This is a genomic window from Trinickia sp. NRRL B-1857 (assembly GCF_050470685.1).
GTDB lineage: Bacteria > Pseudomonadota > Gammaproteobacteria > Burkholderiales > Burkholderiaceae > Trinickia.
Map to the genome: position 1 here is coordinate 2,169,715 of NZ_JBFLUK010000011.1, position 21,092 is coordinate 2,190,806.

Annotated in this window: 25 protein-coding genes and 1 tRNA gene; 6 read left to right on the plus strand and 20 right to left on the minus strand. The window is 61.1% G+C overall.

Features of this window, described 5'->3' with window-relative positions; translation table 11 throughout:
- The 4 genes from AB1286_RS30025 to AB1286_RS30040 all read right to left on the minus strand — a co-directional run bounded on the left by AB1286_RS30025 (position 1) and on the right by AB1286_RS30040 (position 1,542).
- Entirely contained in the window at positions 1-372 is a 372-nt protein-coding gene (locus AB1286_RS30025) for a hypothetical protein (RefSeq protein ID WP_430366831.1), read from the minus strand.
- Positions 369-869, minus strand: coding sequence for a hypothetical protein (locus AB1286_RS30030; protein ID WP_430366832.1), 501 nt, complete (start codon positions 867-869; stop codon positions 369-371). Before AB1286_RS30030 ends, AB1286_RS30025 begins: the two co-directional genes overlap by 4 nt.
- Positions 862-1,239 (minus strand): hypothetical protein, encoded by a 378-nt coding sequence (locus AB1286_RS30035; protein WP_430366833.1) that lies wholly within the window; start codon positions 1,237-1,239, stop codon positions 862-864. Before AB1286_RS30035 ends, AB1286_RS30030 begins: the two co-directional genes overlap by 8 nt.
- A gap of 99 nt (positions 1,240-1,338) precedes the next feature.
- Positions 1,339-1,542: a hypothetical protein gene (locus AB1286_RS30040; protein ID WP_430366834.1), complete on the minus strand. Its 204-nt coding sequence runs from the start codon at positions 1,540-1,542 to the stop codon at positions 1,339-1,341.
- A gap of 312 nt (positions 1,543-1,854) precedes the next feature.
- Here AB1286_RS30040 and AB1286_RS30045 point away from each other — a divergent pair, with 312 nt between their 5' ends.
- Entirely contained in the window at positions 1,855-2,130 is a 276-nt protein-coding gene (locus tag AB1286_RS30045; RefSeq protein WP_430366835.1) for a pyocin activator PrtN family protein, read from the plus strand.
- Here AB1286_RS30045 and AB1286_RS30050 read toward each other — a convergent pair.
- From AB1286_RS30050 to AB1286_RS30060, 3 genes are read right to left on the minus strand one after another with little or no spacing between them, the layout of a single operon-like run.
- On the minus strand, positions 2,120-2,350 hold the full coding sequence (locus tag AB1286_RS30050; protein ID WP_430366836.1) for a DUF4224 domain-containing protein: 231 nt from the start codon (positions 2,348-2,350) through the stop codon (positions 2,120-2,122). The genes AB1286_RS30045 and AB1286_RS30050 overlap by 11 nt on opposite strands.
- Positions 2,347-2,562 carry a DUF4224 domain-containing protein gene (locus AB1286_RS30055; RefSeq protein ID WP_430366837.1) on the minus strand — a complete coding sequence of 72 codons (216 nt, stop codon included), beginning with the start codon at positions 2,560-2,562 and terminating at the stop codon, positions 2,347-2,349. Before AB1286_RS30055 ends, AB1286_RS30050 begins: the two co-directional genes overlap by 4 nt.
- Positions 2,559-2,768: an excisionase gene (locus AB1286_RS30060; RefSeq protein ID WP_430366838.1), complete on the minus strand. Its 210-nt coding sequence runs from the start codon at positions 2,766-2,768 to the stop codon at positions 2,559-2,561. Before AB1286_RS30060 ends, AB1286_RS30055 begins: the two co-directional genes overlap by 4 nt.
- A 143-nt stretch (positions 2,769-2,911) precedes the next feature.
- On the opposite strand from AB1286_RS30060, the gene AB1286_RS30065 reads away from it, so the two are divergent.
- Together AB1286_RS30065 and AB1286_RS30070 are read left to right on the plus strand one after the other, a co-directional pair.
- Positions 2,912-3,097, plus strand: coding sequence for a hypothetical protein (locus tag AB1286_RS30065; protein WP_430366839.1), 186 nt, complete (start codon positions 2,912-2,914; stop codon positions 3,095-3,097).
- A gap of 115 nt (positions 3,098-3,212) precedes the next feature.
- Positions 3,213-3,476: a hypothetical protein gene (locus AB1286_RS30070; protein WP_430366840.1), complete on the plus strand. Its 264-nt coding sequence runs from the start codon at positions 3,213-3,215 to the stop codon at positions 3,474-3,476.
- A 448-nt stretch (positions 3,477-3,924) separates the two neighbouring features.
- Here the strand turns inward: AB1286_RS30070 and AB1286_RS30075 are convergent, their stop codons facing one another.
- The 8 genes from AB1286_RS30075 to AB1286_RS30110 all read right to left on the minus strand — a co-directional run bounded on the left by AB1286_RS30075 (position 3,925) and on the right by AB1286_RS30110 (position 12,749).
- The gene (locus AB1286_RS30075) at positions 3,925-4,143 is read right to left on the minus strand and encodes a hypothetical protein (RefSeq protein ID WP_430366841.1); all 219 of its coding nucleotides are present in this window, start codon (positions 4,141-4,143) and stop codon (positions 3,925-3,927) included.
- Between the two features lie 195 nt (positions 4,144-4,338).
- Entirely contained in the window at positions 4,339-5,526 is a 1,188-nt protein-coding gene (locus tag AB1286_RS30080) for a tyrosine-type recombinase/integrase (RefSeq protein WP_430367361.1), read from the minus strand.
- A 172-nt stretch (positions 5,527-5,698) separates the two neighbouring features.
- Positions 5,699-5,786: transfer RNA gene (locus AB1286_RS30085), tRNA-Ile, on the minus strand.
- 220 nt (positions 5,787-6,006) lie between these two features.
- Positions 6,007-8,388, minus strand: coding sequence for an RNA polymerase sigma factor RpoD (rpoD, locus tag AB1286_RS30090; protein ID WP_430367362.1), 2,382 nt, complete (start codon positions 8,386-8,388; stop codon positions 6,007-6,009).
- 195 nt (positions 8,389-8,583) lie between these two features.
- Positions 8,584-10,464 carry a DNA primase gene (gene dnaG / locus AB1286_RS30095; RefSeq protein WP_430367363.1) on the minus strand — a complete coding sequence of 627 codons (1,881 nt, stop codon included), beginning with the start codon at positions 10,462-10,464 and terminating at the stop codon, positions 8,584-8,586.
- A gap of 72 nt (positions 10,465-10,536) precedes the next feature.
- Positions 10,537-10,983, minus strand: a complete 447-nt coding sequence (locus tag AB1286_RS30100) for a GatB/YqeY domain-containing protein (protein ID WP_430366842.1) — start codon at positions 10,981-10,983, stop codon at positions 10,537-10,539.
- 263 nt (positions 10,984-11,246) lie between these two features.
- Positions 11,247-11,459 (minus strand): 30S ribosomal protein S21, encoded by a 213-nt coding sequence (gene rpsU, locus AB1286_RS30105; RefSeq protein ID WP_430366843.1) that lies wholly within the window; start codon positions 11,457-11,459, stop codon positions 11,247-11,249.
- Positions 11,460-11,528: 69 nt separating this feature from the next.
- The gene (locus AB1286_RS30110) at positions 11,529-12,749 is read right to left on the minus strand and encodes an NAD(P)/FAD-dependent oxidoreductase (RefSeq protein ID WP_430366844.1); all 1,221 of its coding nucleotides are present in this window, start codon (positions 12,747-12,749) and stop codon (positions 11,529-11,531) included.
- A 113-nt stretch (positions 12,750-12,862) separates the two neighbouring features.
- On the opposite strand from AB1286_RS30110, the gene tsaD reads away from it, so the two are divergent.
- Positions 12,863-13,888 (plus strand): tRNA (adenosine(37)-N6)-threonylcarbamoyltransferase complex transferase subunit TsaD, encoded by a 1,026-nt coding sequence (gene tsaD / locus AB1286_RS30115; RefSeq protein WP_430366845.1) that lies wholly within the window; start codon positions 12,863-12,865, stop codon positions 13,886-13,888.
- A gap of 67 nt (positions 13,889-13,955) precedes the next feature.
- On the opposite strand, the gene folE2 is transcribed toward tsaD, so the two are convergent.
- The 4 genes from folE2 to AB1286_RS30135 all read right to left on the minus strand — a co-directional run bounded on the left by folE2 (position 13,956) and on the right by AB1286_RS30135 (position 18,075).
- Positions 13,956-14,771 carry a GTP cyclohydrolase FolE2 gene (gene folE2, locus AB1286_RS30120; protein WP_430366846.1) on the minus strand — a complete coding sequence of 272 codons (816 nt, stop codon included), beginning with the start codon at positions 14,769-14,771 and terminating at the stop codon, positions 13,956-13,958.
- A 138-nt stretch (positions 14,772-14,909) separates the two neighbouring features.
- A complete protein-coding gene (gene dxs / locus AB1286_RS30125; RefSeq protein ID WP_430366847.1) occupies positions 14,910-16,808 on the minus strand; it encodes a 1-deoxy-D-xylulose-5-phosphate synthase in 1,899 nt (632 codons plus the stop codon).
- Between the two features lie 83 nt (positions 16,809-16,891).
- Positions 16,892-17,776 carry a polyprenyl synthetase family protein gene (locus tag AB1286_RS30130; protein ID WP_430366848.1) on the minus strand — a complete coding sequence of 295 codons (885 nt, stop codon included), beginning with the start codon at positions 17,774-17,776 and terminating at the stop codon, positions 16,892-16,894.
- Positions 17,773-18,075: an exodeoxyribonuclease VII small subunit gene (locus AB1286_RS30135; protein ID WP_116139032.1), complete on the minus strand. Its 303-nt coding sequence runs from the start codon at positions 18,073-18,075 to the stop codon at positions 17,773-17,775. The genes AB1286_RS30130 and AB1286_RS30135 overlap by 4 nt, the downstream gene beginning before the upstream one ends.
- Before the next feature lie 280 nt (positions 18,076-18,355).
- On the opposite strand from AB1286_RS30135, the gene AB1286_RS30140 reads away from it, so the two are divergent.
- Positions 18,356-19,462: an aromatic ring-hydroxylating oxygenase subunit alpha gene (locus tag AB1286_RS30140; RefSeq protein WP_430366849.1), complete on the plus strand. Its 1,107-nt coding sequence runs from the start codon at positions 18,356-18,358 to the stop codon at positions 19,460-19,462.
- Positions 19,463-19,591: 129 nt separating this feature from the next.
- Positions 19,592-20,464, plus strand: coding sequence for a sulfurtransferase (locus AB1286_RS30145; protein ID WP_430366850.1), 873 nt, complete (start codon positions 19,592-19,594; stop codon positions 20,462-20,464).
- A gap of 38 nt (positions 20,465-20,502) precedes the next feature.
- On the opposite strand, the gene AB1286_RS30150 is transcribed toward AB1286_RS30145, so the two are convergent.
- Entirely contained in the window at positions 20,503-21,054 is a 552-nt protein-coding gene (locus AB1286_RS30150) for a hypothetical protein (protein WP_430366851.1), read from the minus strand.
- Between the last annotated feature and the right edge of the window lie 38 nt (positions 21,055-21,092).

Consider the following 21,092-nt stretch of genomic DNA (forward strand, 5'->3'; position numbering starts at 1 on the left):
TCACGCATCATCGTCGCTCGATGTGATATGCCGCGTCTGGTCCCACGTAGTATTGGGCGCCAGCGCCAGCAGTCGCCCAACATTTTCGACGTACTGCGACGGTATCGATCGCGCAGGAAGGTCTCCTGCAACTTCCATCACAGTGAAGCGACTCAATGCGTCTATCCGCTTCCAAAGCTGCTCCGGCGCAATGCCAACACCGCCATCAAGTTGATACCCAACTAATGCTGCGGTGCCACCTGATACGACGGCCAGTGCTCGAGCTTCCAGCGTTCGATCGTTCCCCCACTCATCGGAAAATACCACGATACACCCAGCATTCACGGCATCGATGAGCTGAGGGTCCACCTGATTTGATGGATTCACCTTCATGCTGGGCCGCCACCGTCTTCCACGTCGCTTTTAGCCTTCGAAACCAGGTCCATGAGGTTCAACGCCAGCTTTTCCATGTCTTCTCGTAGATTGATCAGGGTGCATTTCACTGGCAGACCATCTCGATCATCGTCCGGGATTGCCTCCGCCATGAACGCGAGGACGTTGAATATCCGCCATGCTGCGGTTGACTCGTCGATCAGCATGACGGATGCGCGCTTGAGCGCCGCGGCAGGTTGAATATCGGAACGAGCCTGTTTGATCGCATCGTCGACGCCGGCTTCGAACTCCTTTTCCATTTCGAGCATGATCTCGTCGAACTCTTCGTCCGTCTGGCCGACCGCACAGGGCATGTTCGCATCGATCCAATGCCTCAGCAAATCCGTGTACACGGAAGATACGGCACCCTCGTCGCCGAAAATTGAACGGCCACCGGCGCGCGCGTGCTGAAGCGCCTCGTCCTTGGGGAGCGATGCGAGGTTGATGTGCTTATCCATGACTGACCTCATCCCGATGAGTTGTCAGAAACGCCTCGCAGATGCGCCGTTGCTGCGTGCGCTTGATCTCGTCGACATAGTTGCATCCCACCTCTTCCGCGGCACTATTGACGTAGTTCGCCAGGTCCGCGGCGAGGTACTGGATGAGGCCCAAGTTCTCCATCATGGTCTCGGGAGACATCCAAAATTTCGGTGTTTCCATTGCGCGAAGCATCGTAGTTGCGATCGCTTCTATTTGGCCGAGCTGCACCTGACACATGTTGTCGATGCCGGCGAGTTGTTCTTGGCACGCCTGCAGTTCACTGATGGCCGGTTTAGTCGACGGAAAAGTATGTGCGACTGCTTCGGTGCTTTCGGTATTTCGGTCCATATGGTTCTCCATCGTCTGATTATTTCGTAGTCCTAACAGATTCATCGACCTGTCGTCGCGGTCAGTTCTTCTCAAATTCTGCGACTGACTATCAGGTCGTCAATTCGTCGAAAAGAGGCAGAGGACGGCCTCAGAACGCTGATTCGATTCGGACTTCAGGAGCGCAACGGCGTCGGACAAGGCGCCCCCGACGATGTCGAGCGCTTCACGTTCGGACGGGGCCAGAGCGGCCGCACGGATCGCGTGAGTGACGATGGAGATGAGTTGCTGGGGATGCTCGAGACGAGCAGATGCACTGGGCATGATGGGCTCCTGTGTTCGAAGAGCCTGCCGTCGCTGCTAAACGGGTGGGCAGGCACGTAGTGGGGTTAGCAGACCGGAACACAGGAACCGGCAGGCGCGAGCGCCTCCCCACCACGGCCCACCCATAAACTGGGTGCGCAATGATACAACGGACGAAAAAATACCGCCTATTGGCGGTCGTCCGCCTGTGTATTCCGGGCTGCTAAACCCAGGCCGCTGTTGTCTCAGCGACGATTCAAGATTAGTGCGCGAGCGCACAGGGCGTCAAGCGGAATTTTGTAAACTCGATCGACCTCAACTAAGGACGGATCTATGAAGACGGTCTTTTTGCTGATGGCGCAGTACGACGCTCAAGCGGTGATTCCCATCGCATCGGTTTGCAGCGACTACTTCGCGCCGCTCACAGTGCCGACGCTGCTACGGAAGATCTCGGCTGGCGAGGTCCGCTTACCGGTCATACGCATGGAGTCTTCGCAGAAGGGAGCAAAGGGTGTCCACATCGAAGACCTGGCTGCATACATCGACGCTCGTCGGACTGCCGCAGTGAAAGAGATGGAGCAGCTCTACGGGTCGCGTATCACGTCTTAAACGCATCGAGGTTTGGCTGAGCGTCGTATCGCGTATCCGGTCGCTCTTCGCTGATGCCGAGCTTCCAGTCTCGATACGTGCGAAGAACCTTCGGCAAGCCGTTTCGATCAACCACGAAGGGCCACGCATTCTGCTCCAGCCACTTCGTCATCGCCGCGCGCTGGTTGTGCTTGCAGCCGATAAGGTCGGCGGGTTCATAGGATGATAGGTAGTCGCTCACAAAGGCGTCTTCCAGTTGATCTTCGACCTCGTGGACTTTTTGGACTCGGGCTGCACCGCTCCGTTGATCTGCTCCCAAGTGATCATTGGATGGCCGTCAATCTTGCGAGGCGGCCTGAACCCAAGTTGCCGCTCGATCCACCGGCATTGCGCAGCGCCCTGCTTGAGGCCGCCAGTAAGCTGCACCAGCTCTTCGTCGGTGAGGATGCTCATTTGCTTTGCCTGCCAAAAACGCGCTCAGCCAATGTGGGACGAATACGGCTATCTGCGTAGACAGCCTTCTCGTCAACGTAGTACGCCCGTCCGACTTTCATCGGAGGCGGGTAGATCTTTCCCTGCTTGATCCAGAGCCGAGCGGTCCGGACCGCCGGCGGCGGATAGAACTCGCGCTTGAGCCATTCGTCGAGACGTATCTTCATTGGACGCCTTGCGTGCGGTAATTGCCGAGATCTTATCGCCTCGCGACGATGACGTAATCCGGCGCCGACATAATGGCTGCCGAGTTCAAACCTTCGAGGGCACGATGCGCCAGGCTACCTTCACAATTCCGAAGCGGGATCGAATGCAATTCGAAGAAGATCTGGAAGCGTGGGAGCGCAACACCGGCAACGATGCTCGACTGATCATGGGCAACATTGTCGATCCGATGCAGACGGCCGCGCCCGGCTCGCCGGTCACGTTGACCTGCCAACTCGACGACACATTCTTCGATCAGTTTCCCCGGTGGGCGCAGTACGTCACGAGATAGCCAGGCTCACATAGTGAGCTTCGCGCACGAAACAGCGCGAGACGATCGCCCCGGGGGCCGCAACAGCGATCGACGGGACTACCCTTGCGTTGAACCCGTCACGCGAGGTGATCCGATGGTGAACGACAAGCAACTGATCCCCGGCGTCTTCTACTGGGTTATCCCCGAGATCGATCCGGACGCCGACGACCGCGACCTATGCGAGCCGGGCCACGAGTGGCAAGACGAGATCCAGCCGGCGCGCTTCAACGGCTGGAACGCCGCGGGTGAGATGCTGTGGAATTTCCTCGGCTTCGACGGCTCGTCAGACTGGCCGGTGCTGTGGGTCGGGGAGGCGATTGAGGTGCCGATCGCGCCGGCGCGGTGTGCGGTGCTGTAGATGTGAAAAAGCCCGCGCGGGGCGAATTATGCAGAGGCTATTCGTCAGATTTCGGAATCAAGTACTTTGCGCCCGGCATGTAGAACTGTCCGGACGAAGTGTAGTGATAACAGAGGTCCACGAGATTGACATGATCGCCGCGACCGGGCCATTGAAAGTGTAGGACCCAATCTGACGTCGAATATTTCGGACCGGTCGTATAGACCGGCAACCCGATATGGTAATGCCAAAGTTCGTTTGCCCGAGCGTACACGAACTCAGGCGACCCAGGCGGCAGGCCTCTCCACGAATATGTAATCTTGCCCGGGAACTTCGTGAAGTCGGAAAGGCCGTGGGCGTCGAACGTGTCCGTAAAGTCCAAGACGGCGTCTTGCTGGTCCTTCTGGAATCTTGAAAATTCTAGTGCGAACTGCGCATTAAATGCCCAGGTGTACGCCATTTGACGGTGTTATTTTGCGTGACTCAGGATGAAACGGCGCTTTTCTTCTCGGGTCAGCCCCAAGGGCACGGTTACAAAAGGACCTTTCAGCGCCTCAACGGTGCGCGCAATGTTCAGGACAACGGCTCGCTCGCTGACTGGAGGAACTTCCTCGTCGTGACTATGCTCGCCGTCGCGAGGTGCATCTTCAATTCCGTGGATGCTCCCGGTATTGCCTTTGTTGCTCATGGGACTCTCCGGTGGAAGGTGAGGTGCAAGACCGTTACCTGTGCTTTAACGGCATTCTACACAACAAGTTGAGGGAAAAATTTGTGATTTCTCAACAAGAAGTAACGCTTTGTTCGCTAGCAAGCGAAAAAATTCGCCCCTGGCAAGCAGCTCGCCCCCTCGAGCACCATCAGTCACCACATGGTGACTTTTCTTTCAAATTGAAATATCAGCAGATGATTGCTCTAGGTAGGCACCCCACCACTGCATCATTCGTCGGCGCTCCGGCAGGTACTGCGCATGATTGTAAGCCGCCCGAACGCTGTTCTGCTCCGTATGAGCCAACTGACGCTCGATCCAGTCGCTGTTGAAGCCGTTCTCGTTCAGGATCGTCGACGCCAGCCCGCGGAAGCCGTGGCCGGTCATCCGAGAGTGATAACCCAGACGGTACAGGGCGTATAGCACGGTGTTCTCGCTGATGGGCTTCCTGGCGTTGGACCTGCTCGGAAACAGCAGCGCCCAGTTGCCGTTCAGTTCCCGAAGCTGCTTGATGACAGCGAGCGCCTGCGTCGACAACGGGACGATGTGCTCCGAACGCATTTTCATCTTCGCGGCTGGGATACGCCATTCAGCCTTTACCTCGTCGATCTCCGACCATTCGGCGTTGCGCAGCTCGACCGTCCGCACGAACGTCAGCGCGAGCAGTTGCAGCGCCAGGCGCGTTTGAAGGTCGCCGTCGTAGGTCGCGATCTTCTGCATCAGCTCGGGCAACTCTGACTCGCCGATACGCTTCATGTGCACGACGGCGCGCGTCTTCAGTGCTCCGCGGAGATCTGGCGCCGGGTCGCGGTCGGCCCGGCCGGTTGCGATCGCATAACGAAAGATCTGGCTCGCCGTTTGTAGACACCGATGTGAGATGTCTAGGGCATCGCGGCTCTCGATCGTGCGCATGACGGCAAGCAGTTCGGGAGCGGAGATTTCGCGGATCGGCCGCGCGCCCAATGGAGCGAGCAGCTCGTTCTCGATCATCTTCCAGACACGATTGGCATGCTTCTCAGTCCAACCGACCTTCTGTTTGTCGTGCCACTCACGCGCGACAGCTTCGAACAAATTCGCGCGGTCGAGCGTGCGCTCGAGCTTGAGCCGCCGCTTTTCATGCGTTGGATCTAGCCCAGCCCGGACGGATTCTTTGATCTTGTCCCGCTCCTTGCGCGCTTCCAACAGGGACACATTTGGATAGACGCCCAATGCGGCGCGCTTCTCTTTCCCGTCAATTCGGTATTTGAGCCGCCAATACTTGGCTCCCGATGGCATAACCTCGAGGTACATTCCATGTCCATCGGCGAGCTTGTAGGCTTTCTCGCGAGGCTTCGCGGCTCGTACTGCAACGTCGGTAAGGGGCATCAGAAGCAGGGGGCATATTGATGCCCCAAGAATCGAAGAGATGCCACCAACGATGCCCCCAAATTTTTTGGGTGTCAATGGTAAACTCTGGTGAAACTTGGTAACATGATCTCGCCAAGCCCTTGTCTCACCGTAGTTTTTGGGAGACGTTGGGGATAGTCGGGAGATTCTTTGGTGGGCCGGGTGGGAGTCGAACCCACGGTGTCCTTTCGGAGGCGGATTATGAGTCCGCTGCCTGCAACCAGCACGGCGTCCGGCCCGTCTCGCGCCACGGTTTGGAATGCTCTGATCGTGGCGGATGTCCATGTCCGCGAGCGGGATCGTCGCGGAAAGATTGCGAGTCTATCGGCTAATGCCGCAACGTGCAAATAGCAAAATCGGCAAAAAGCTCAACAAACACATACCGAATGCCGACACCTCAAAAAAAGGCCCGGCATATCGATGCCGGGCCTCTTTTCCCTACCGACCGATCCTCTCGAATCAGTTCCCTTCGAGGAACGATTTGAGCTTGTCGGAACGGCTCGGGTGACGCAGTTTGCGCAGCGCCTTAGCCTCGATCTGACGGATCCGCTCGCGCGTCACGTCGAACTGCTTGCCGACTTCTTCGAGCGTGTGGTCCGTGCTCATTTCGATACCGAAACGCATACGCAACACCTTCGCTTCGCGCGGCGTCAGCGAATCGAGCACGTCCTTCACGACATCGCGCATGCTCGCATGCAGCGCAGCATCCGAAGGCGCAACCGTATTCGAATCCTCGATGAAATCGCCAAGGTGCGAATCGTCGTCGTCGCCGATCGGCGTTTCCATGGAGATCGGCTCCTTCGCGATCTTCATGATCTTGCGGATCTTGTCTTCGGGCATCTCCATCTTTTCCGCGAGCGTCGCCGGATCGGGCTCGAGACCCGTCTCCTGGAGAATCTGCCGCGAAATACGGTTCATCTTATTGATCGTCTCGATCATGTGAACCGGAATACGGATCGTGCGCGCCTGGTCGGCGATCGAACGCGTGATGGCCTGACGAATCCACCACGTCGCATACGTGGAGAACTTGTAGCCGCGACGATATTCGAACTTGTCCACCGCCTTCATCAAACCGATGTTGCCTTCCTGAATCAGATCCAAGAACTGCAAACCACGGTTCGTGTACTTCTTAGCGATCGAAATCACGAGACGCAAGTTCGCCTCGGTCATCTCACGCTTGGCCTGACGAGCCTTCAATTCGCCCGCCGCCATCTGGCGATTCGTTTCCTTCAAATCCTTCAGCGGCAGAACCACGCGCGCTTGCAAATCGAGCAAGCGCTGCTGCTGTTCGCGAATCGCAGGGATGTTACGCGACAAGATCGCGCTATACGCATGCCCTTCGGCCACGACCTTCTCGGACCAGTCGAGGTCCGTTTCGTTGCTCGGGAAGCGCGCGATGAACTCCGAACGCGGCATACCGCACTTGTCGACGACGATATGCAAAATCTGACGCTCGACCTGACGCACTTCGTCCACTTGCGCACGCAACGTATCGCACAAACGCTCGACCGTACGCGCCGTGAAGCGAATCGACATCAACTCGTTCTGAATCGTCTCTTGCGCCTTCAGGTAAGACTTCGACTTGTAGCCTTCCTTCTCGAACGCGCGGCGCATCTTGTCGAACCACTCGCTGATCAAGGCAAACTTCTCGAGCGACGTGCGCTTGAGGGCCTCGAGCTGCGCAGCGTTGGCCGTAGCCTGCGCCGTGCCGTCGTCCTCTTCTTCCTCGTCGCCCTCTTCTTCCTCTTCCTCTTCGCTCTCGTTTTCGATCGCTTCGGCCTCTTGCGCCGAGAAGCCATCGGTGTCTTCCGCGTTCGGATCGATCAGGCCGTCGACGAGCTCGTCGATACGGATTTCGTCGTTCGCCACGCGCTCGGCCATCGCAAGGATGTCCGCAATCGTCGTCGGACACGCCGAAATCGCCATCACCATATGCTTCAGGCCGTCTTCGATCCGCTTCGCGATCTCGATTTCGCCTTCGCGCGTGAGCAGCTCGACCGTACCCATTTCCCGCATGTACATCCGGACCGGGTCGGTCGTACGGCCGAACTCCGAATCGACGGTCGAAAGGGCAACTTCCGCTTCCTCTTCCACTTCGTCGTCCGACGAAACAGCCGGCGCGTTGTCGTTCAACAGCAGCGTCTCGGCATCGGGGGCCTGCTCGTAGACGGCCACACCCATGTCGTTGAACGTGCTGATGATGCCTTCGATCGCTTCGGTCTCGGCGAAGTTATCGGGCAAGTGGTCGTTGATTTCCGCATACGTCAGAAAGCCGCGCTCCTTGCCGAGCTTGATCAGCGCGCGCAGCTTCGAGCGGCGCTCTTCGAGCTCCTCCGCCGTGCCAGGCTGAGTCGACGCGAACGCGTCCTTCAGCAGCGCCTTTTCCTTCGCGCGACGATCGCGCGCCTTGGCTTTCTCACCCTTGCCCGAAGGAGCTTGCGGCTCTTCGTTTTGAGTGGTTGCGTCGTCATCGACAGATACTTCGTTCAGCTTTTTCGTCATGGAGTTCGCCGTACCGGCTATAGTCTCGACTCGCGGCTGCTGGACTTCAGCCGGTTGCACCGTGGATACTTGGGTATCGCGCACTGCCGAATCGTCCGGCGTGGCAGTCGCGCCCTCTGCGCTTTTCGAACCGGCCCGCCTCGCGGCGGCGGCTCTCGTCTCCGGCTTGGCGGACGTCTTTGCCGCCTTGGTCATATCGGCGGCTGCCGCCGAAGTTCGCACAGCCCCCGAGCTTGCCGATCGCTTGCCGGCCCGCTCCGCTGCGCCCGCAGCCGATTTCTTTCCGACAGAAGCCTCAGCAGATCCAGCTCCGACAACTCCGCGCGCCGGCCCCGTCATCCGCTTCTCCGATCCTCGGGCACCGCCCTTGCTAGGATCCGTCAAGCGTGCCGTAGCAGCCTTCTCGCCCGTAGTCTTTGCCATCGCTATCTCGCCTCTGCCGCAGCGCCCCTGCTTTGAAAAGACAAACTAAACCGCTGAAAACCTTTTATTATATCACACACGGCGTAGTCCCTCTTCCGAACCCGTCCGCGCTCATAGCCCCAACTGCCGCTTCATTTCGGCCCGTTGCCGGTTCAGTTCCGCGAATTGTTCGATCTCGTCCTGCGTAAGCTTCGCCTGTCTCGACAAACGCTCGAGCCGCTCGCTGCACGCGTCGTAGCGGATTTTCAGGATGGCCGCCTGGAACTCCTCGGCAGCGATGCGTTCGCGCTCTTGCTGCTGCTCGGCCGCCGCGCCATCCTGCGCGTCGCGCATTAGCAAATCGCGTACGTTTTCATCATAGTCCAGAATTTCGCGGAAGATTTCTTCGAAAGTCGCCGCGTTGGCCCCATTTCTAAGCAAATCCGAAAGGTGCTGAAACTCGGCCGCTTCGCCCAATGCACGCGCATGCGTCGCCGCTTCCGCGAACAGTTCGCCGTGGTGACTTTGGTTAAAGAGACTCTCCTCGCTCTCCTCGTCGAGCACGGAAACGATGCGCGGATACATCACCAAATTACGCAATGCGCGTTCCTCGATCCCGGTCACGCGGCGCCTGTCCTTACGCGCGGGCGCCGGCCGAGCCGCGGCCACGATACGCGTATCGACATCGCACAGCGCCGCGACCTCTTCGAACGGCACATCGAGCCGGTCCGCGAACATATGCATGATCTGCGCGCGCAAAGCGTTCGCCGGCAGCGCCTGCAACAGCGGTTTCGCATCGAAGAGCGCACGCGCCCGGCCCTCCGGCGTATCGAGCTCCTTGCCGGTCAATACCTCGTTGAGCATGAACTGCGACAACGGCAGCGCATGCGCGATCTGCTCCGAAAATGCCTCTTTGCCGAACTCGCGGATGAAGCTGTCCGGATCGTGTTCCTGCGGCAAAAACAGGAAACGGATCGTCCGGTTATCGGCGGCATGCGGCAAGCAAGCGTCCAATGCGCGCCGCGCGGCACGACGGCCTGCCGAATCGCCGTCGAAGCTGAAGATCACCGTATCGGTTTGACGCAGCAGCTTTTGGACATGAATCGGCGTACACGCGGTTCCGAGGGTCGCAACGGCATTCGGAAAACCGAGCTGCGCCAACGCGACGACATCCATATACCCTTCCACGACGAGCACCGAGTGCGCCTCGCGTATCGCCAAGCGCGCCTCGAAAAGCCCGTACAACTCGCTCCCTTTGCTAAATAGCGGCGTTTCCGGCGAATTCAAATATTTCGGCTCGCCGCCGTCGAGCACGCGCCCGCCGAAGCCGATGACCTGTCCCTTGACGTTGCGGATGGGGAACATGATCCGCTCGCGGAAGCGGTCGTAACGGCGAGCCTGGCCTTGTGCATCCGTCTTCTCGCTGACGATCACGAGCCCCGCTTCGACAAGCCCGTCGTTTCGATAGTCGGGGAAGACGGCTTCCAGGTTCTGCCAGCCGTCGGGCGCGTAACCGAGCCCGAAACGGGCCGCCACTTCGCCGGTCAGTCCACGCTTTTTCAGGTACTGAATAGCTTGCGGCGCACCGCGCAGCGCCTTGCGATAGTAGTCGCACGCGGTTTGCATCAGATCGGAGAGCGCGGCAACGGCTTTGCCGTCGACCGGCGCCGGCGCAAATCCGCCGCCGCTCCCGCCGCCATAACCGCCGCGCGCGGGCGACGGCTCCTGCGGCACCGTCAAGCCGACCGATTGAGCCAGGTCGCCTACGGCCTCGGGAAACGACAGCCCCGCATGCTCCATCAGGAACCCGATTGCCGTACCGTGCGCGCCGCAACCGAAGCAGTGATAGAACTGCTTAGTTGGACTAACGGTAAACGACGGGCTTTTCTCGTTATGGAACGGGCACAAACCCATGAAATTCGCCCCACCTTTCTTCAACTGGACGTACTTGCCCACCACGTCGACGATATCGACGCGGTTGAGCAGATCCTGAAGAAAGGCGTGTGGAATCACAGGCGATGAAGTAAAGCTAAGCGGGCCGGGACGCATGCACTCGATGCACGCATCCCGGCACCGCGCTTTCGGTTACTTGGTCAGCGCCGCTTTCACGAGCCCGGATACGGCCGTCATATCGGCACGCCCGGCCAGCTTGGCCTTGAGCACACCCATGACCTTGCCCATGTCTTGCGGGCCCGCGGCGCCCGTCTCGGCCACGGCAGCCTGCACCTCGGCGGCGATCTCCGCCTCGGACAGTTGCGCCGGCATATAAGCGGTCAGCACGGCAAGCTCCGCGCTCTCCTGCTCGACGAGATCGGTACGCCCCGCGGCTTCGAATTGGCTGATCGAGTCCTTGCGTTGCTTGATCATCTTGTCGATGACGGCCGTGACGGCGGCATCGTCGAGCGTCACGCGCTCGTCCACTTCACGCTGCTTGACGGCGGCCAGCAGTAAACGAATCGTGGCAAGGCGGCCCGTTTCGCGCGCGCGCATTGCCGCTTTCATATCGTCGTTGATGCGATCTTTGAGACTCATCTTTCACCCGAAGCAAGAAGAGAAGAATAGGTAACGAATTCATGCAGCGCAGCGCTGAGCGCAAAAACCCGCTTGGGACTTTTCCTCAAGCGGGTTTTGCGCGGGCATGCGCTACATGCAGGGCAAGGACCAGGCGATCGACCGAATCGGATGACGAGGAGAACGATTCGGGACGGCCGTGAAGCCGATGCCACCACAAAACCAAACGCCGATGCAGCCCCGCGCGCGAACCGCACGGGTCGCCCGAACCGGCGTGGGGACAATCAGTAGAATTTTTTCGGCAGCATCTGGCTGCGCAGGCGCTTGAAATGGCGTTTCACCGCGGCAGCCTTCTTGCGTTTGCGCTCGGATGTGGGCTTTTCAAAGAACTCTCGCGCGCGAAGCTCGGTCAGCAGACCGTTCTTCTCGATCGTGCGCTTGAAGCGGCGCATCGCGACTTCGAAGGGCTCGTTTTCTTTTACGCGGATGATCGTCATGTTTCCAAAAGGAAATTTCCCAAAGGTCCGGGAGTATAGCAGACCTTCTGCACAAATACACGAAAGTTGTCAAGCGCTTCGTGAGAACTCGAACGCAGCTTCGCCGGCCGCCACCCCGGATGCCCAAGCCCACTGAAAATTGTAGCCGCCCAACCAGCCCGTCACGTCGAGCGCTTCGCCGATGAAATACAGCCCCGGCACGCGCGCGCTCATCATCGTCGTCGACGACAATTCCTTCGTATCGACACCGCCCTTCGTCACTTCAGCCTTGCGATAGCCCTCGGTGCCGGAAGGCGTCAATGTCCATCGCGAAAACGCCTCTCCGAGACGACGCAACGTTTTATCGGACAAATCGGCCAATCGCGCTTCCGCCGAAATGTCGTGCGCCTCCAACCACGCATGCGCCAAGCGCGCCGGTAACCATTGGGCCAGCAGATTGCCGATTTGCCGCTTGGTCCCGCTCGTTTTGGCCTCGAGCAGCTCCGCGGCCGCATCGCGCCCGGGAAGCAAGTCGATCGCGATCGGCTCGCCGCTTGGCCAATAGCTCGATATCTGAAGGATCCCCGGGCCCGACAGCCCCCGGTGCGTAAACAGCAAGTCCTCGACGAACGAACCCTGGGCGCGCTTGGGGCCGGCGCTCACCTCGACTTCGAGCGAGACGCCCGCCAACGTGGCAAACGAGGCCCATTGTTCTGACGAAAACGTGAGCGGCACCAGCGCGGGCCGCATATCGACGAGCTTGTGTCCGAATTGCTTGGCGACACGGTAAGCGAAATCCGTCGCGCCGATCTTCGGGATCGACAGGCCACCCGTTGCCACTACCAACGCCCGCGCACCGATCTCGCCCGCGTTCGTATCGATCGAGAACGCACCGCCCTCCCCGCGACGTACATCCTGGACAGCGACGGGACGACGCCAAACGATACGACCGGCATCGCACTCGGCTTTGAGCAGGTCGATGATCGATTCGCTCGAATGGTCGCAAAAAAGCTGGCCCCGGTGCTTCTCGTGCCATGTCACGCGATGCGTCTTGAGCAGCGCGAGAAAATCCCGCGGCGTGTAGCGGGCGAGCGCCGAACGGCAGAAATGCGGATTGCTCGACAGATAGTTGGCCGGGCCCGCCTGAAGATTCGTGAAATTGCATCGCCCGCCGCCCGAGATGCGAATCTTCTCCGCCAGGCGTGGCGCATGATCGATGAGCACGACGCGCGCCCCGCGCTGTCCGGCGACGGCCGCGCACATCATGCCCGCCGCGCCTGCGCCGATGACGGCGATATCGAAAGATTCCATGGCGCGCATTTTACCTGCGCAAGCGGGCTCTTACGGCGCGCTGCTATACTTTTGTGTTTTTCACGGGCACCTTGCGGTGACGGCCTCGCGCCGGCCGCGCTCAGCCACTCATCATGCTCGTTCTCGGCATCGAAAGCTCGTGCGACGAAACAGGCCTCGCGCTCTACGACACCGAGCGCGGTCTCCTCGCACACGCCCTTCATTCGCAAATCGCCATGCATCGCGAATACGGCGGAGTCGTCCCCGAACTCGCCTCGCGCGATCACATTCGCCGCGCGCTGCCGTTGCTTGAGGACGTCCTCGCCCGCTCGGGCGCCTCGCGCACCGACATCGACGCGATCGCGTTCACGCAAGGGCCCGGCCTCGCGGGCGCATTGCTCGTCGGCGCGAGTATCGCCAACGCGCTTGCGATGGCCTGGGACAAGCCGACGATCGGCATTCACCATCTCGAAGGCCACCTGCTCTCGCCGCTATTGGTAGACGAGCCGCCGCCCTTCCCGTTCGTTGCGCTACTTGTTTCGGGCGGCCACACGCAGCTCATGCGCGTTACGGAAGTCGGCGTGTACGAGACGCTCGGCGAAACGCTCGACGACGCCGCCGGCGAAGCGTTCGATAAAACGGCGAAGCTTTTGGGACTCGGCTATCCCGGCGGCCCCGAGGTTTCGCGGCTCGCCGAATACGGCACGCCGGGCGCCGTGGCCCTGCCGCGGCCGATGCTCCATTCGGGCGACCTCGATTTCAGCTTCAGCGGCCTGAAAACCGCCGTACTGACACAGAGCAAGAAGTTGGGGGCCAACGTCTGCGAGCAAGCGAAAGCCGATCTGGCGCGCGGCTTCGTCGACGCCGCCGTCGACGTGCTCGTGGCCAAATCGTTGGCTGCGCTCAAACGCACCCGGCTCAAGCGTCTCGTGGTGGCGGGCGGCGTCGGCGCGAACCGCCAACTGCGCGAAGCCCTGTCGGCCGCCGCGAAAAAACGCGGCTTCCACGTGCACTACCCCGATCTTTCGCTTTGCACCGACAACGGCGCGATGATCGCGCTCGCGGGCGCACTACGTTTGCAGCGCTGGCCCGAGCAAGCGGATAAGGACTACGCGTTCACGGTCAAGCCGCGCTGGGATCTATCGTCGCTCGCGCGATAGCGCGCCGCATCCGGCGCCGCGCCATCACATCCGCGTACGAAAAAAGCGCTAGGAGCGGCCGTTACCGTCAAACGGCGGCGGCATGGCGCTTGTCGTGCTCGATGACGGCATAAGCGCTGTGGTTGTGGATCGATTCGAAGTTCTCGGCTTCGAGTACATACGCGACGATCCGTTCGTCGGCATTGAGCCGCTGCGCGACGTCGCGTACGAGATCCTCGACGAACTTCGGATTTTCGTAAGCGCGCTCGGTCACGAACTTCTCGTCGGGGCGCTTGAGCAAGCCCCACAATTCGCACGACGCCTCTTCCTCGGCAATGCGAATCAACGCCTCCACCGGTAGGTCCGCAGCCAGCTCCACTTCGATCGTTACATGCGAACGTTGGTTGTGCGCGCCGTACTGCGAAATCTCCTTCGAGCACGGGCACAGGCTCGTCACGGGCACGAGGACGGTCATGAACGTACGAATCTCGCCGCCGCGCGCTTGGGCCGCGAGCGTCACTTCATAGTCGAGCAAGCTCGTTACGCCCGACACGGGCGCCGTTTTCGGCACGAAATACGGAAATTTGACTTCGATGCGGCCGCCCGTCGCTTCCAGCTTCTCGAGCATTTCGCCTAGCATCTTGCGAAACGTGACCGACTCCAACGGCGCCTTATTGCCTTCGAGGAGCGCCACGAAACGCGACATGTGCGTGCCTTTCTGATCCGCGGGCAAATGCACGTCGAGATTCCAAGTGCCCACAGTCGGCTGCACGTCGCCGCTTGCCGTACGCACCGTCAAAGGATGACGCACGCCCTTCACCCCGACGCGCTGAATCGCAATCTGCCGCGTGTCGACGGTACTTTGCACGTCGGGCATAACGAAGGCAGGGTTCATTTGGTTCATCGTTGTTCTGTCCTAGTGAGCGAGGCTAAGAGGCCGGCGCGCGAGGGCCGGCGCGAGTCGCGCCAATAACGAAACATGGGCCCGAAGGCCCATGTATGCATCCATACCATGCGGCCGCTTACGCGGCCGGCATGGGATCTAAGCGACGCGTTGCGCCGCCAGTTTGGCCGCCGGCTCGAGAAAGCGCGCGCGAATCGACTTTTCGATGCCCGCGCCGTCGAGGCCGCATTCCGCCAACAGCTTGGCCGGATCGCCATGATCGATGAAGCTGTCCGGAAGGCCCAATTGTAGTACGGGGCGAACAACCCCATTGGCAAGCAGGGATTCGACGCAAGCCGAACCCGCGCCGCCCATGATGCACCCTTCCTCGATGGTCACGAGCGCATCGTGCGTCTGGGCGAGCTCGCGCACCAGATCGGCATCGATCGGCTTCACGAAGCGCATGTTTGCCACCGTCGCATCGAGGGCCTCGGCTGCCGCCAACGCCGGCGCGACCATCGTGCCGAACGCCAAAATCGCGATCCGGCTGCCCTTCGGGGCCGTCGATTCGCGGCGGATCTCGCCTCGTCCGACCGGCAGCGCCGTCATCTGCTTGACCGTCGCCACGCCCGTGCCCGCGCCGCGCGGGTACCGCACCGCCGTCGGGTTCGGCTGCTGAAGCGCCGTGTACAGCATCTGGCGGCACTCGTTTTCGTCGGCCGGCACCATCACCGTCATGTTCGGGATGCACCGCAGGAAGGCGAGGTCGTATGCGCCCGCATGCGTCGCACCGTCGGCGCCCACGAGCCCGGCACGGTCGATCGCGAACACGACGGGCAGGTTTTGCAACGCGACGTCGTGAATCAACTGATCATAGGCACGTTGCAGGAACGTCGAATAGATCGCAACGACAGGCTTGAGCCCCTCCGTCGCCAAACCGCCCGCGAACGTCACGGCGTGCTGCTCGGCAATGCCGACGTCGTAGTAACGATCGGGGAAGCGCTTTTCGAATTCGACCATGCCCGAGCCCTCGCGCATGGCCGGCGTGATGCCGACCACGCTCGAATCGAGCTCGGCCGCGTCGCACAGCCATTCGCCGAACACTTGCGTGTACGTCTTCTTCGAAGGCGCCGTACTCGGCTTGATCCCCTCGGCCGGATTGAACTTGCCGGGACCGTGGTAGAGCACCGGATCGGCTTCGGCCAACTTGTAGCCTTGGCCTTTCTTCGTCACCACGTGCAAGAACTGCGGGCCGCGCAGTTCGCGAATGTTTTGCAGCGTCGGAATCAGCGAATCGAGATCGTGACCGTCGATCGGGCCGATGTAGTTGAAGCCGAATTCTTCGAACAGCGTAGCCGGCACGACCATGCCCTTCGCGTGCTCTTCGAGCTTGCGGGCCAACTCGAGCATCGGCGGCGCCACGCGCAGCACACGTTCCACGCCTGCACGGGCAGCCGCGTAGAACCGGCCCGACATCAGTCGCGCCAAATGCCGATTGAGCGCGCCGACCGGCGGCGAAATCGACATGTCGTTGTCGTTCAGGATCACGAGCAGCGGCACATCGTCGCACACGCCCGCATTGTTCATCGCCTCGAACGCCATGCCGGCCGTCATCGCGCCGTCGCCGATCACGGCGATCGAGAAGCGGTCGATACCTTCGAGCTTGCTCGCGATCGCCATGCCGAGCGCCGCCGAAATCGACGTGCTCGAGTGAGCGGTGCCGAACGTGTCGTATTGCGATTCCGAACGGCGCGGGAACCCGGAAATGCCGCCGCGTTGACGCAGCGAAGGCATCCGGTCGCGACGACCCGTCAGAATCTTATGAGGATAAGTCTGGTGGCCGACGTCCCAAACGATTCGATCGTGCGGCGTATCGAATACGTAATGCAAGGCGATCGTCAGCTCGACGGTGCCGAGATTCGACGACAAATGCCCGCCCGTCTGCGACACGCTGTCGAGCAAGAATGCACGCAGTTCGTCGGCGAGAGGCTTTAAATGACGGCGGTCGAGGCGGCGCAAATCCGCCGGGTCGTCGATGGTTTTCAACAAGTCGTACATCGTCGTTCCATTGTAGGAAAAGTTACGCGCCCGCTTTTCTCTCGCGCTGCTCGAGGCCAATAGCGCGCTAGCGGGCTTCGCGTTCAACTCACCCGGTTCACCACCAGGTCGGCAAGCTCGGCCAAACGCCGGGCACGCTCACCGAAGGGCGCGAGCGCATCGTGCGCATCGCGGCGCAACTGCGCCGCCAAGGCACGCGAGGCATCGAGCCCGATAATCGACACGTAGGTCGGCTTGCCGTCCTTCGCGTCCTTGCCGGCAGTCTTGCCGAGCGTTGCGGAATCGGTCGTGACGTCGAGAATGTCGTCCACGACCTGGAATGCCAGCCCAACGGCGGCTGCGTACGCATCGAGCGCACGCAGAACGTCCGCATCGGGCGCTGTCCCCGCCAGCGCACCCATGCGAACCGACGCGCGCAGCAAGGCGCCCGTCTTCATTCTGTGCATCGTTTCCAACTGCGTGCGCGTAAGCGTCAGTCCGACGCTCGCCAAATCGATCGCCTGGCCGCCGGCCATGCCGAGCGAGCCGCTCGCCACCGCCAGCTCCCGCACCAGGGCTGCTTGCGCCCGCGTGTCCAGGGCCGTCTCGTCGGTCAGCACAATGAATGCCTGCGACTGCAAAGCATCGCCGACAAGCAAGGCCGTCGCCTCGTCGTACTGAACGTGCACCGTGGGCTTGCCGCGGCGCAAGGCGTCGTCGTCCATGCACGGCATATCGTCGTGCACGAGCGAGTACACGTGAATCATCTCGAGCGCGGCGGACGCCGCTTCGACGGCTTCGGGCCGGGCATTCGTCAGCTCTCCCGCCGCGTGCACGAGGAGCGGCCGGACGCGCTTGCCGCCGCCCAGCACCGCGTAACGCATCGCTTCGTGCAGACGCGCCGGCTCGAGGGCCGTGGCGGGCAAGTAACGGTCGAGAGCTGCTTCGACGCGCGCGAGCACCGCGCGCATCCAATCTTCAAAAGTCATAGGTCGTCTCCGCTATCCGCGGGAGCGGTACCGGTGGGCAACGGCTTGAGCGTCTCGCCATCGAGAACGCGCACCTGCTGTTCCACGTTTTCCAGCTGCTGCTGACAAAACGCCACGAGGGCCGCACCGCGCCGGTACGCAGCCAGCGATTCCTCGAGGCTCAAGGCGCCGCTTTCCATTCGGGAAACCAGCTCTTCCAACTCGGCCACCGCTGCTTCATAGTTCTGGGGCAGCGCCGAGTCCCCTGGTTCGCCGCCGGACACGGGCGCGGCCGCGCCTTCGGGTGCTGTCTTCGCCATCGGGATCGGGGTGAAATTAAAAACAAGTCGGACATTCTACGGCAAAAGCGCACAACCCGACCCATCCGCCAGCTCGGATGCCCCCTCGAACCCGGGGCAAAAAAACAACAGTCGGGCCCCGACTCGGAACGAGGGGATTGCTTCTTGCTCCGGTTTTTTGACCCAAATCATGTACTTAAGCGCCCCAAGCGAGGGGGAAAGGGTATAATCGCCGGTTCCCTAAATCGAATCTTCGATGGTTGGGTTGTTCGCTGCTTTCACGTTTTCATCGGGAGTGGGAATGTCCAATCTGAGCACTGCATTGCAGCTCAAGGCCATTTCGAGCCAGCTGCCGGTCACGGCTTATTTTGACGACGCGCTCCTGGCGCGAGAAATCGAAACACTTTTCAAGAAGGGTCCTCGTTACATCGGGCATGAGTTGATGGTGCCCGAGGCGGGGAATTATTTCGCACTGCCAAGCGAAAACGAGGGGCGCGTACTCGTACGCAACTCACGTTCGCAGGTGGAGCTGCTGTCGAACGTCTGCCGCCATCGTCAAGCCATCATGCTCAACGGGCGCGGCCAGGCCGAAAACATCGTCTGCCCGCTACACCGCTGGACCTATAACCTCGAAGGCGAGTTGCTCGGCGCACCGCACTTCGCCGACAACCCGTGCCTGAATCTCGGAGCTACGAAGCTTCAGAATTGGCACGGCTTGCTGTTCGAAACGCAAGGCCGCGACGTCGCGAAAGATCTCGCCAAGCTCGGCACGCAGCACCACTTCGACTTCTCGAGCTACATGTTCGATCACGTCGAAGTGCATGAGTGCAATTACAACTGGAAGACGTTCATCGAGGTGTACCTCGAGGACTACCACGTCGTGCCGTTCCATCCGGGCCTCGGCAGCTTCGTCAACTGCGACGATCTGACGTGGGAGTTCGGCGACTGGTACAGCGTGCAAACGGTCGGCGTGCATAACGGCCTGGCGAAAGCCGGCAGCCCGATCTACCGCAAGTGGCACGACGAGGTGCTGCGTATGCGCGACGGCGCCCCTCCCGAGTACGGCGCCATCTGGATGGTCTACTACCCGGGCCTCATGATCGAGTGGTATCCGCACGTACTCGTGGTGTCGTGGCTGATTCCGCGCGGGCCGCGTAAGACGACGAATATCGTCGAGTTTTACTACCCTGAGGAAATCGCGCTGTTCGAACGCGAGTTCGTGGAAGCCGAGCGCGCCGCGTATATGGAAACGGCGCGCGAGGACGACGAGATCGGCGAGCGCATGGATGCCGGCCGGCTGGCGCTGCTCGAGCGCGGCGAATCGCAAGTTGGGCCGTATCAAAGCCCTATGGAAGACGGCATGCAACATTTCCACGAATTCCTGCGACGGGAACTCGGAGAGATCTAAGGACCGGCTGCACTAGCGCCGATCCTCGAGACGGGCAAGATGGCGAAAATGCCTCTTGCCCGTCTTTTTGTTTAGACTTCAGTCATCCGCCGTCCACGCGCGAGCACGCTCGCCAACGAGGAGTCCATCATGCCGCACACCCATTACACAACGCTGATCTCGGCCGACAATCTGGCCGAACGCTTGTCCGCCGCGCCGGGCAGCGTGCTCGTTTTCGATTGCAGCTTCGACCTGGCCGATCCCACCGCCGGAGAACGCGCCTATGCGGCGGGCCATATCGCCGGCGCACACTACCTTCACTTGGACCGCGACCTCTCGGGCGCCAAGAACGGCAAGAACGGACGTCACCCGCTGCCGGAGCGCGACGCGCTTGTCGACACGCTGGCAGCGCATGGCTTGAAGCAGCAGCAACAGGTCGTCGCCTACGATGCGCAAGGCGGGGGCTACGCAGCTCGCCTGTGGTGGCTGCTCCGCTGGTTGGGCCACGATTCGGTCGCCGTGCTCGATGGCGGCTTGCAAGCCTGGCAGGGAGCGGGGCAGCAACTCGAGACGGCCACCCCGGCCGCTGCGGCACGCGGCGACTTCAAAGCCGCCGCACCGCTTGCCGTAACCGTCGACGCGCAGCATGTGCTCGCCAATATGAAGGGCGGCGACCACGTTGTCGTCGACGCGCGCGCCCCCGATCGCTACCGCGGCGAAAACGAAACGATCGATCCTGTCGCCGGCCACATCCCCGGTGCGCTCAATCGCTTCTTCCGCGACAACCTGACGGCCGATGGCCGCTTCAAGTCGGCGCATACGCTGCGCGACGAGTTCACGGCCGTCATCGGACAAAAGCAACCGGAGCAGGTCGTGCTTCAATGTGGTTCGGGCGTCACCGCCTGCCACAATGCGCTAGCGATGGAAGTGGCGGGCTTGCACGGCCCCGCGCTGTACGCCGGTTCGTGGAGCGAATGGTGCGCCGACCCGTCGCGCCCGGTCGCCACCGGCCCGAACCCGTAACGGCCGAACGGGCAAACGAGCCGGGCGCCATTCCCAGGCTACCCGCCCGGCGCGTCTTTTAAAAACCTCGCGCCAGTGGAAGCGTACCTGGCGATCGACGACTGGGATGCGAATTCCCCGCTCTTTACCGGGTTACCCGGGGCACTGAGATTGAGAATCTTGACGCCGGTGCCGAGCGGCAGGTCGCATTGCCATCGTCCCAACGGAGTGATCATGATCGAGGCGCCCGTATAGGGCGACGCCGTACCGTACTCCAGCGCGACATCCGTGGAAAAGTACCGAGGATGCAACGTCCGAACCGTGACGACATCGGCCGCGGATCGCTGTAGCAAGCGCCGCGGCAGCCGGGTCGAAGTCGATGTCTCGCCGTCGAGCACATGCAAGAACTCGGGTTGCCCGGGCACTTTCAACCATTTAACGACGACGTTCGTGCCCTTGAGCACCCATTTCGACCAAGCCGAATCGAGCGGCCTCAGCGTGGTGGGGCGATCGGGGTTGACCGACGTGCTCGTACAATAACCGAGCGCGTTGTTGGTTTGCTTCCCGTCGGGAAGCGAAACCATATGGGTGGCGAGAGGGGGGTGGCTCATGTTTTCGGCAAATCGTGCGGCCATACGCCGGCGCAGGC

Coding starts and splice junctions, on each gene's coding strand:
- tsaD (WP_430366845.1), top strand. CDS start 12,863: ATGCTCGTTCTCGGCATCGAAAGCTCGTGCGACGAAACAGGCCTCGCG.
- AB1286_RS30035 (WP_430366833.1), bottom strand. CDS start 1,239: ATGGACCGAAATACCGAAAGCACCGAAGCAGTCGCACATACTTTTCCG.
- AB1286_RS30025 (WP_430366831.1), bottom strand. CDS start 372: ATGAAGGTGAATCCATCAAATCAGGTGGACCCTCAGCTCATCGATGCC.
- AB1286_RS30055 (WP_430366837.1), bottom strand. CDS start 2,562: ATGAGCATCCTCACCGACGAAGAGCTGGTGCAGCTTACTGGCGGCCTC.
- AB1286_RS30130 (WP_430366848.1), bottom strand. CDS start 17,776: ATGACTTTTGAAGATTGGATGCGCGCGGTGCTCGCGCGCGTCGAAGCA.
- AB1286_RS30040 (WP_430366834.1), bottom strand. CDS start 1,542: ATGCCCAGTGCATCTGCTCGTCTCGAGCATCCCCAGCAACTCATCTCC.
- AB1286_RS30080 (WP_430367361.1), bottom strand. CDS start 5,526: ATGCCCCTTACCGACGTTGCAGTACGAGCCGCGAAGCCTCGCGAGAAA.
- AB1286_RS30100 (WP_430366842.1), bottom strand. CDS start 10,983: ATGAGTCTCAAAGATCGCATCAACGACGATATGAAAGCGGCAATGCGC.
- folE2 (WP_430366846.1), bottom strand. CDS start 14,771: ATGAACCAAATGAACCCTGCCTTCGTTATGCCCGACGTGCAAAGTACC.
- AB1286_RS30150 (WP_430366851.1), bottom strand. CDS start 21,054: ATGAGCCACCCCCCTCTCGCCACCCATATGGTTTCGCTTCCCGACGGG.
- AB1286_RS30145 (WP_430366850.1), top strand. CDS start 19,592: ATGCCGCACACCCATTACACAACGCTGATCTCGGCCGACAATCTGGCC.
- dxs (WP_430366847.1), bottom strand. CDS start 16,808: ATGTACGACTTGTTGAAAACCATCGACGACCCGGCGGATTTGCGCCGC.
- AB1286_RS30030 (WP_430366832.1), bottom strand. CDS start 869: ATGGATAAGCACATCAACCTCGCATCGCTCCCCAAGGACGAGGCGCTT.
- AB1286_RS30140 (WP_430366849.1), top strand. CDS start 18,356: ATGTCCAATCTGAGCACTGCATTGCAGCTCAAGGCCATTTCGAGCCAG.
- rpoD (WP_430367362.1), bottom strand. CDS start 8,388: ATGACGGGGCCGGCGCGCGGAGTTGTCGGAGCTGGATCTGCTGAGGCT.
- AB1286_RS30135 (WP_116139032.1), bottom strand. CDS start 18,075: ATGGCGAAGACAGCACCCGAAGGCGCGGCCGCGCCCGTGTCCGGCGGC.
- AB1286_RS30070 (WP_430366840.1), top strand. CDS start 3,213: ATGGTGAACGACAAGCAACTGATCCCCGGCGTCTTCTACTGGGTTATC.
- AB1286_RS30065 (WP_430366839.1), top strand. CDS start 2,912: ATGCAATTCGAAGAAGATCTGGAAGCGTGGGAGCGCAACACCGGCAAC.
- rpsU (WP_430366843.1), bottom strand. CDS start 11,459: ATGACGATCATCCGCGTAAAAGAAAACGAGCCCTTCGAAGTCGCGATG.
- AB1286_RS30045 (WP_430366835.1), top strand. CDS start 1,855: ATGAAGACGGTCTTTTTGCTGATGGCGCAGTACGACGCTCAAGCGGTG.
- AB1286_RS30110 (WP_430366844.1), bottom strand. CDS start 12,749: ATGGAATCTTTCGATATCGCCGTCATCGGCGCAGGCGCGGCGGGCATG.
- AB1286_RS30060 (WP_430366838.1), bottom strand. CDS start 2,768: ATGAAGATACGTCTCGACGAATGGCTCAAGCGCGAGTTCTATCCGCCG.
- AB1286_RS30075 (WP_430366841.1), bottom strand. CDS start 4,143: ATGAGCAACAAAGGCAATACCGGGAGCATCCACGGAATTGAAGATGCA.